This window comes from Gordonia sp. (in: high G+C Gram-positive bacteria) (genome assembly GCF_012515855.1).
GTDB lineage: Bacteria > Actinomycetota > Actinomycetes > Mycobacteriales > Mycobacteriaceae > Gordonia.
The window spans coordinates 1-7562 of sequence record NZ_JAAYXO010000161.1 but is presented as its reverse complement, the minus strand read 5'-3'; the positions used below and the strand labels follow the sequence as shown (position 1 = coordinate 7562).

10 protein-coding genes are annotated in these 7562 nt (G+C 68.3%); 6 read left to right on the top strand and 4 right to left on the bottom strand.

What is annotated here, in order from left to right; translation table 11 throughout:
- A partial coding sequence (locus GX543_RS11850; RefSeq protein WP_290852110.1) for a TOBE domain-containing protein occupies positions 1–396 on the bottom strand: 396 nt, incomplete at its 3' end.
- Positions 397–544: 148 nt separating this feature from the next.
- On the opposite strand from GX543_RS11850, the gene glp reads away from it, so the two are divergent.
- The 5 genes from glp to GX543_RS11825 are packed head-to-tail and all read left to right on the top strand — an operon-like array spanning position 545 to position 3279.
- Positions 545–1747, top strand: a complete 1203-nt coding sequence (gene glp, locus GX543_RS11845; RefSeq protein ID WP_290852109.1) for a gephyrin-like molybdotransferase Glp — start codon at positions 545–547, stop codon at positions 1745–1747.
- The gene (gene moaC / locus GX543_RS11840; protein ID WP_290852108.1) at positions 1744–2220 is read left to right on the top strand and encodes a cyclic pyranopterin monophosphate synthase MoaC; all 477 of its coding nucleotides are present in this window, start codon (positions 1744–1746) and stop codon (positions 2218–2220) included. The genes glp and moaC overlap by 4 nt, the downstream gene beginning before the upstream one ends.
- The gene (locus tag GX543_RS11835) at positions 2217–2804 is read left to right on the top strand and encodes an NTP transferase domain-containing protein (protein WP_290852107.1); all 588 of its coding nucleotides are present in this window, start codon (positions 2217–2219) and stop codon (positions 2802–2804) included. Before moaC ends, GX543_RS11835 begins: the two co-directional genes overlap by 4 nt.
- Positions 2801–3046: a DUF6457 domain-containing protein gene (locus GX543_RS11830; protein ID WP_290852106.1), complete on the top strand. Its 246-nt coding sequence runs from the start codon at positions 2801–2803 to the stop codon at positions 3044–3046. The genes GX543_RS11835 and GX543_RS11830 overlap by 4 nt, the downstream gene beginning before the upstream one ends.
- The gene (locus GX543_RS11825; RefSeq protein ID WP_290852105.1) at positions 3043–3279 is read left to right on the top strand and encodes a MoaD/ThiS family protein; all 237 of its coding nucleotides are present in this window, start codon (positions 3043–3045) and stop codon (positions 3277–3279) included. Before GX543_RS11830 ends, GX543_RS11825 begins: the two co-directional genes overlap by 4 nt.
- A 252-nt stretch (positions 3280–3531) precedes the next feature.
- On the opposite strand, the gene moaA is transcribed toward GX543_RS11825, so the two are convergent.
- Genes moaA through GX543_RS11810 form a run of 3 tightly spaced genes read right to left on the bottom strand, consistent with a single transcriptional unit; the run spans position 3532 to position 5443 of the window.
- Positions 3532–4536: a GTP 3',8-cyclase MoaA gene (gene moaA / locus GX543_RS11820; RefSeq protein ID WP_290852104.1), complete on the bottom strand. Its 1005-nt coding sequence runs from the start codon at positions 4534–4536 to the stop codon at positions 3532–3534.
- Entirely contained in the window at positions 4533–4961 is a 429-nt protein-coding gene (locus tag GX543_RS11815) for a molybdenum cofactor biosynthesis protein MoaE (RefSeq protein WP_290852103.1), read from the bottom strand. The genes moaA and GX543_RS11815 overlap by 4 nt, the downstream gene beginning before the upstream one ends.
- Positions 4961–5443, bottom strand: a complete 483-nt coding sequence (locus tag GX543_RS11810) for a MogA/MoaB family molybdenum cofactor biosynthesis protein (protein ID WP_290852102.1) — start codon at positions 5441–5443, stop codon at positions 4961–4963. The genes GX543_RS11815 and GX543_RS11810 overlap by 1 nt, the downstream gene beginning before the upstream one ends.
- Positions 5444–5781: 338 nt before the next feature.
- Between GX543_RS11810 and GX543_RS11805 the strand changes: the two genes are divergently transcribed.
- Positions 5782–7562: glycosyltransferase family 2 protein (locus GX543_RS11805; protein ID WP_290852101.1), on the top strand; the 1781-nt coding region annotated here is incomplete at its 3' end.

Genomic DNA, 7562 nt, shown 5'->3' with positions numbered 1-7562 from the left:
GACCGGCTGGGTCTCGACGACCACCGTCGTCGCCTTGACCGTGGCGGTCGCGAGCGAACCGATCTCCAGACCGAGGTCGTTCACCGCTTCGGTCGACATCAGCGACACCACCCGGTGCGGCCCGCAACGCAGCTCCACCTGACTCATCACCGGGTCCGACTGGACGCTCGTGACGATGCCGACGAAGCGGTTGCGGGCGCTGGTCGCGCGATCGATCGGGTCGCGCTGCGCGGCGTCGTCCGCGGAGACGAAGGCCGCCAGGTCGGCGCCGTCGATCACCACGCGACCGGCGGCGTCCAAGTCCGACGCGAGCCGCCCCTGATCGATCCACCGACGCAGCGTGTCATCGCTGACCCCCAGGAGGTCAGCGGCTTCGCGTACCCGAAACACAGTCATGAATCTAGAATCTATCCGCAAATGCGGATCTAGACCATCTATAGGGGCGCATTCGCGACGCTCAGCCCGCCCCGGCGTCTACCGGTCCCCCGCACTGCGCCCCGCGCTAGGCTGGGCGCATGGCCGTTGCTGCCCTCCGGGGGACCGAGTGATCACCGTCGACGAACACCGCTCGCGCATCCTCGATGCGGTGCCACCGCTGCCCGCGGTGGCCCACCTCCACACCGACGCCACGGGACTCGTCCTCGCCGAAGACGTCGTCAATCGCTGGCCGGTTCCACTGTTCCACAACTCCGGCATGGACGGGTACGCCGTGCACCGCGCCGACGCGACCGTCGGCGCCACCCTGCGCGTGGTCGGCGACGTCCCCGCGGGCAGCCCGGACGATCCGCCGATGGGGCCGGGCGAGGCCATCCGCATCATGACCGGCGCCGCCGTCCCAACCGCCGCGGACGCCGTGGTCCCCCTCGAGCACACCGATCTCGGCACCGAGGTCCGCGCCGAGGCCCCCGAATCCATCGTCATCACGACCGAACCGAAGGACGGCGCCAACATCCGCCGCGCGGGCGAAGACATGGCCGCCGGGTCGGTGGTCGTCGCGGCCGGCAGCGTGCTGGGGCCGTGGCAGCTGTCGGCCATCGCGTCGGCGGGCCACGAGACCATCCGGGTCCACCGCAAGCCGCGCGTCGCGGTGATCTCGACCGGCTCCGAACTCATCGACCCGTCGGGGACCCCCGAGCGCGGACAGATCCCCGAGTCCAACTCGGTCCTGCTCGCCGCCGCCGTCCAGCAGGCCGGTGCCGAGGTCTGCGCGGTGACCCGCGTCCCCGACGACGAGCACGCGCTGCGCTCGGTGCTCGCCGGTCTCGACGCCGACGCGGTGATCCTGACCGGCGGAGCCAGCGTCGGCGCATTCGACGTGGTCAAGGCGGTCCTCGACGGCACCGGCAGCATCGCGTTCACCACGGTCGCCATGCAGCCGGGCAAACCGCAGGGCTTCGGCCTCGGTGACGACGGAATCCCGTACTTCTGCCTGCCGGGCAACCCGGTGAGCGTCGCCGTCTCCTTCGAGATGTTCGTGCGCCCGGCGCTGCGCCGGATGGCAGGCCATACCGCGATCGATCGGCCCCGCGTCACCCGGCGAGCGGCGGTCGGCTGGCGGCGTCGTGCCGGACGCATGCAAATCCTGCCCGTCGTCTTCGACGACCAGACCGTCCGCCCGGCCTCGCGCGGCGGCAGCGGGTCGCACATGGTGGCCTCGCTGGCCGATGCGACCGCGCTCGCCCTGATTCCCGCCGAGGTCGATCACGTCTCCGAGGGAGATCTCGTCACCGTGATGGTGCTGTCATGACCGATCCGCAACCGTTCACCCACCTCGACTCCACCGGCCAGGCCCGAATGGTCGACGTGACCGAGAAGGCGCCCACTGTCCGCAGCGCCACCGCCGCCGGGTTCGTGCGCTGCTCGGCCGAGATCGTCGCCGCCCTCCGAGACGGCACCGTCCCCAAGGGCGACGTCCTCGCCGTCGCCCGGATCGCAGGCATCGCCGCGGCCAAGAAGACCCCCGAACTCCTCCCGCTCGCCCACGTGATCGGGGTGCACGGCACCGCCGTCGATCTGAAGATCGTCGACGACGGCGTCACCGTCGCCGCGACCGTCCGCACCGCGGACCGCACCGGCGTCGAGATGGAAGCGCTCACGGCCGTGAGCGTCGCCGCCCTGGCATTGGTCGACATGGTCAAGGGGCTCGACAAGTCAGTCGAGATCGAGAACATCCGCCTCCTCCGGAAGACGGGCGGCAAGAGCGGGGACTGGTTCCGATGATCGCGGCGATCATACTGGCCGGCGGTCGTGCCGAACGCCTCGACGGGGCCGACAAGGCAGCGGTCGAGGTGGACGGGCGAGCACTGATCGAGGCCGCGTACGCGGCGGTCGCCGGTGCCGCGCCGGTCATCGCGGTGGGCCCGCAGACCATCGCACGCGCAGGCGTCGTGACGGTGCGCGAAGACCCCCCGTTCGGCGGTCCGGTGGCAGGCATCAACGCCGCCGTCGCCGAGCTCGACCGCGTTCAGGAGCAGTCCCCGGCGGCCGAGACCTGGCTGCTGGCCTGCGATCTCCCGCGCGCCGAGCTGATCGTCGCCCAGTTGCGCGACATTCCGATCCCCGAGGACTGCGACGGCGTCATCCTCCGCGACTCCGCCGGACGCGACCAGTGGCTCGCCGGTCGGTACCGCGTCGCCTCCCTGCGTTCCGCGCTCACGGCCCTGCCCGACGTGCGCGACGTGTCGATGCGGAAGCTGCTGGCCGTCCTCAACATCCGTACCGTCGACGATCGTGTCGGCGCCGCCCTCGACCTCGACACGTGGGCCGACGTCGAACGCTACCGAGAACAGGAGAAGACCTCATGAGCACCTACCCGCCCGGGCTCGACCGATGGTCCGCCGAACTCGCGCCGCTGCTCGGCCTCGAGGACGTCGAGGTCCCCACCGCATTGTTGCTCGACGTGACCCGCGACGTCGCGCATCAGGTCCTGCGCCCGGCCGGTCCGATCACCACCTACCTGATCGGCCTCGCCGTCGCGAACGGGATGAGCGCCGAGGACGCCGCCGAACGCGTCCGAGAACTGGTGAAGGCAAAGGAGTCCGAGTGATCGTCCGGTACTTCGCCGGTGCCGCTGAAGCCGCCGGGCGCAAGGAACAGCAGCATCCCGGCGACGTCACCGTCGCCGAGCTGAAGGCTCGATTGTCGGACGAGCACGGCGAGGAGTTCGCCCGCGTCCTGACCGCGTGCTCGGTGCTGGTCGACGGCACTCGCGCCACCGACGAGACCTTCGCCCCCACCGGAGCCACCGTCGACGTCCTCCCGCCCTTCGCCGGCGGCTGATCTCCCGCGCACCGCCCCGGCTGATCGAGTGCCGCTGCGAGCGAAGCACGCACCGGCATATCGAGATCGCCCCGCACCCAGCAACCCCGGTCTCGATACCAGGCGGGCTCGCTCCGCTCACACGCCGACTCGACCACCCTGCAAGAGCACCGCGCGCACGCAAAACCGCACCGCCCCACGCTGATCGAGTGCCGCTGCGAGCGAAGCACGCATCGGCGTATCGAGATCGCCCCACGTCGGGAAGGACTCGGGTCAGCCGCCGATGGCCGACATCGGCCGGTCGGGCTGCAGGAAGCCCGGATCGTCGATGCCGTGGCCTGCCTTCTTGGCCGTCACCGACGCACGAATCATCGCTTCGATCTCCTCGCCGGTCGCACCAGACCGTAGCAACGACCGCAGGTCCGACTCCCCGCGCGCAAACAGGCAGTTCCGCATCTGGCCGTCGGCGGTGAGACGCACGCGGTCGCACGCACCGCAGAACGGCGCGGTGACAGACGCAATGACGCCGACCGTCGTGGCGCTGCCGTCGACCACGAAGCGCTGCGCCGGATCGGACCCCCGACCCTCGCAGGGTTCCAGCTCGAACTCACTCGACAGCGTCTCCAGGATCTCCGCGCCGGTCACCATCTTCACCCGCGACCAGATATGCCCCGCATCCAGCGGCATCTGCTCGATGAACCGAAGCTGCGCCCCGTGCTCCCGCGCGAATCGAACGAGGTCGATCAACTCGTCGTCGTTGGTTCCTCGCATCGCAACGGTGTTGATCTTGAGCGGAACCAGACCGGTCGCACGCGCGGCTTCGATACCCGCAAGCACGTCGTCGAGCCGATCCCGTCGGGTCAATTGCGCGAACCGATCGGCCCGCAGAGTATCGAGGCTGATGTTGAAGCGTTCGAGGCCGGCGTCGGCGAGCGGTTGAGCCAGGTTCGCCAGCCCGATGCCGTTGGTGGTGATCGACACCCGCAGCGGACCCCGTTCGCCCCGGATCGACGACAGCCGACCGACGATGTCGACGATGTCGGGCCGCAGCAGCGGTTCCCCACCGGTGAGCCGCACTTCGACGATCCCGAGGCGAGCGAACATCTCGGCGAGCACGATGATCTCGTCGGTCGTCAGCAGTTCCGGCTTCGGAATCCACGGCACTCCCTTGGCGGGCATGCAGTACAGGCACCGCAAGTTGCAGCGGTCCGTCAGGGAGATCCGCAGATCACGATGGACCCGACCGAACGTGTCGACCAGGCCGCCGGTTTCACTCACGTCACAACCTTTCCCAAGCCCACCCATGCGTGGGTGCCGTCGCTCTCGATCTGCTTCTTCCACATCGGCAACTCGGCTTTGACCCGCTCGACGAGCTCTCGGTTCACCTCGAAGGCCTCCGCCCGATGGATCGACGACACCGCCGAGACGATCGCGAGCCCGCCGACGCCCAGGAGCCCGACCCGGTGACTCACCGCGATCCGCACGTCGGGGCGATCGATGCCTTCGGCGATCTCACGCAGAAAGCGATCCGCGTCGGGATGAGCGCTGTACTCGAGTTCGACGACCGTGCCGTCTGCGTCGGGGTCGTTGTCGCGCACCGTGCCGACGAACACCGCCGTCGCGCCCGCATCGGGTGCCGCCACCGCGGCCAGGTGGGCCGCAACGTCGAGGTCACTGTCGTCGATCGCCGTCAGCATGATCATCAGTGATCGCCTCCCGCAGCCTGCGCCACGGCATGCTCGGCGACCTGCAGCACCACCGGAACGCCGTCGCGCACAGCGCCGGTCGACCCCGCAAGGTTCACCACGCAGGCCCCGCGTCGCATGCCCGCCACCCCGCGGGACAGCATCGCCTGCGGCAGCGACGCGACCCCCACCCGCCGAATCTCCTCTGCCACGCCCGGCAGCATCCGGGTCAACAGCGGTTCGGTGGCCTCGGGAGTCACGTCGCGCGGACCCACGCCGGTGCCGCCCGTCGTCACGATGAGATCCGATCCCGCCTCGACGACCTCGACGATGAGGCTCGCGATCGCATCACGGTCATCCGGGACCACGATCACCTCCGCACTCCAGCCCGCAGCACCCAGTAGTTCAGCCGCAAGCGGACCCGAGACATCCTCGCGTTCGCCCGCGAAAGACCGGTCCGACACGGTGATCACGGTTGCTCGCCTGCTGATGGAATCCACACCGTCAAGACTGCCACGACCCTCGACTCCCCCGCACGTCAACAATGGACGTGGGCCTTAGGTCTCCGGATCACGGACCGGGCGACTCTGGGCAGCTGCGGCATCCACATACCACGCAGGTCAGCGCCATATGAATCGATGTCTCGAAATTCAATCATCTGAATATCCGACACGCTTTGAACAAATCAGTCTTATTGCATACTGTCACTCGCAGCGTGATACGACGGGCCCCTATGGTCTGCAGGCGGATCAAGATGGGGGGTCCATCGACGCTGACGGCGCTGAGTACTCAACGAAGGGGGTGTTCCATCACCACGATCGACTCGTACGAAGGCGCCGTGACCGACGACACGACTGATCTCGCCACCGCAGACATCGACGAATGCTTGACGATCGCTGTCATCGAGGAGACCCTCAAGAACGCGCCCGCCAGTACCGAACCCGAATCCGTCGACGATTCTCCCGCCGCCGAACCTGCCGCACTGGTCGAGACCGTCGTCCTTCGCGATTCCACCGATGCCGATGCGTCGACGCCCGCTGCAGCCGAGACCGCCGACGGTACCGACATCGACGACGCGCCCGTTGAAGACGCCGCTGAAGCGGACGCCCCTGAAGCGGACAGCGGTGAATCAGACGACGGTGAATCAGACGACGCCGCCACGGACGCCGGCAGCGACGTCGACACTGATACCGACTCGGAAACCGACGAAGCCGAAGCCGCCGAGATCATCGAATCGGTCAACGCCTTTCCGTCGATCGCGCCGGAGATCTCCCCGGAGCTCGCCAAGGCGCTGGTCGAGAAGGCTCGCATCACCGGCGACCTGACCGACGACGATTCCAAGACTCTGCGCCTGAGGCGTCCGAGCGGCGCGTTCCGCACCCTGTACAACTGGCTGATCGCCGCTGCGATGCTGGCGGTCTCCTTCGGGTACGTCTGGTGGCTGCTCGCCTCCGGCCCGCCGTTGAGTTCCCGCGTTCTCCGCGCGGCGTCGCTCGCCGCCGCCTCGGTGATCGTGATCACCACGATCATCGACGTCAGTCGGCTCGCGCTCGTCTCGATGCTAGCGATGTCGACCTCACTGGTCCGATCGCCGATCCCGACCCGAATCCATCAGAACCTCCGGATCGCGGTGTTCATCACCTTCGTCCCGAAGATGGAATCGCTCGAGGTGCTCGAGCGCACGCTCATCGCCGCCAAGCGGCTCGAATCGGCAAAGGGCACCAAGGCCGACGACGACGATCCGCCGGCGCTCGTCGACGTGTTCGTCCTGGACGAAGGCGACCCGGACGCTCCGACCGCCGTCCAGGATCTGATCGACCGCCTCAACGACGAGCAGCCCGGCAACCTGATTCGACGCATCAGCCGTCTCGGCGTCGAGAAGTACAACACCGGGCGCAAGTTCGCACCCAAGACCAAGCACGGCAATTTCAATGCCGCGTACGACGTCGTCAGCAACGACCCCGATCTGCCGAAGTACGACGTCCTCGTCGGTATCGATCCGGACCACGTGCCGCTCCCCGAGCTGACCACCCGACTCACCTGCTACTTCAACGACCCGAACGTCGCATACGTGTCGGCGCCGCAGGCCTACGGCAACGCCGTCGACCGCACGGTGCCCAAACTCGCCGAGTCCCAGCAGTTCGTGTTCCACTCGCTCATCCAGTCGGCCGCCAACTCCTACGGCGGGCCGATGCTGGTCGGCACCAACTACGCGATCCGCACCGCGGTCTTCGACCAGATCGGCGGCGCTCAGCCCTCGATCACCGAGGATCTCGCCACCGGCCTCAAAGCGCTCACCCAGCGCAACCCCGAGACCGGCAAGGAGTGGCGGGCGGTCTACACCCCCGACGTCCTGGCGCACGGAGAGGGCCCGGTCACCTGGGGCGACTACTTCAAGCAGCAGAATCGCTGGGCGACGGGCGCCATCCGACATGTCATCGCCGGACCGTTCATCAAGCAGATGCTGCAGATGTGGCGACACCCTCGGCGCGTACTGCACTACACGCTGCTGATGGCGTTCTACCCCGTGATGGGCCTGACATGGGTCCTCGGCGCGGTCAACTCCGGCCTGTTCGCCTGGTACGGCGACAGCGGCACGGTGGTGAGTCCGGAGCACTG